Origin of the sequence: Nitrobacter winogradskyi (assembly GCF_006539545.1) — a bacterium.
Classification (GTDB): Bacteria; Pseudomonadota; Alphaproteobacteria; order Rhizobiales; family Xanthobacteraceae; genus Nitrobacter; species Nitrobacter winogradskyi_A.
Map to the genome: position 1 here is coordinate 1 of NZ_BJNF01000154.1, position 1,045 is coordinate 1,045.

At 61.2% G+C, this 1,045-nt stretch carries 1 protein-coding gene; it reads left to right on the forward strand.

Annotation, left to right across the window (positions count from 1 at the left end):
* Window positions 1-1,045: molybdopterin-dependent oxidoreductase (locus NWI01_RS18585; RefSeq protein ID WP_141385417.1), on the forward strand; the 1,045-nt coding region annotated here is incomplete at both ends.

Here is a 1,045-nt window from a genome sequence, read left to right on the forward strand (position 1 = left end):
CGCGCCCGTTGCGCCGTGGTCCACTGTTGCGATGGCGCTGGACTGGAACAAGCCGCCGCGCGTCGTGCAGTCGTCGACCTGGCACTATGCCCATAGCTGCCAGTGGCGCTACGAGCAGGAGTTCACCGAGTATGGCCTGACGGCTCCGAACCCGCGATGGGCCAAGGGCCACGCGATCGACCTCGAGGCGAAGTCGGTTCGTTGCGGCTGGATGCCGTTTACGCCGAACTTCCATCGTAACCCGATTGACGTGGTGGCTGACGCCGAACGCGCCGGCGCGAAGACGCCCGCGGATATTGAGACGTACGTTGCGGATCAGGTCGCAAGCAAGAAGCTGGATCTGGCGATCAATGATCCGGATGCCAAGGAGAACTGGCCGCGCGTGTGGTTCATCTGGCGCGGTAACGCGGTCCAGTCGAGCGCCAAGGGCCACGAGTTCTTCCTGCGCCATTACCTCGGCGCGCATGACAATGTCATCGCTGAGGAGCGTGCGAAAGGCAAAACGACGACGGTCAAGTATCGAGACACCGCGCCGGTGGGGAAGTATGACCTCGTTGTCGACATCAACTTCCGCATGAACACGACGGGGTTGTACTCCGACATCATCCTGCCGACGGCGTTCTGGTACGAGAAGAACGATCTCAACACGACGGACCTGCACTCGTTCCTGCACGTGCTGGGACAGGCGGTTCCGCCGGTGTGGGAGTCCAAGACGGACTGGGAAATCTTCAAGCTGATTGCGAAGAAGGTGAGCGAGCTATCTCCGCTGGCGTTCTCCAAGCCGGTGCGCGACGTGGTGCTTCAGCCGCTGATGCACGATACGCCCGACGAGCTGGCTCAGCCCGAGATTCTCGACTGGGCCGAGGGCGAGTGCAAGCTGGTGCCGGGCAAGTCCTTCCCGCATGTGCGGGTGGTCGAACGCGACTACGCGAACCTGTATAACAAGTTCATTTCGTTCGGACCAAAGGCGCGCGAGGATGGTATCTCAGCGGTCGGCGTGAACATTCCGATCAAGAAGCAGTACGACCAGATGCTGGAAAATCCC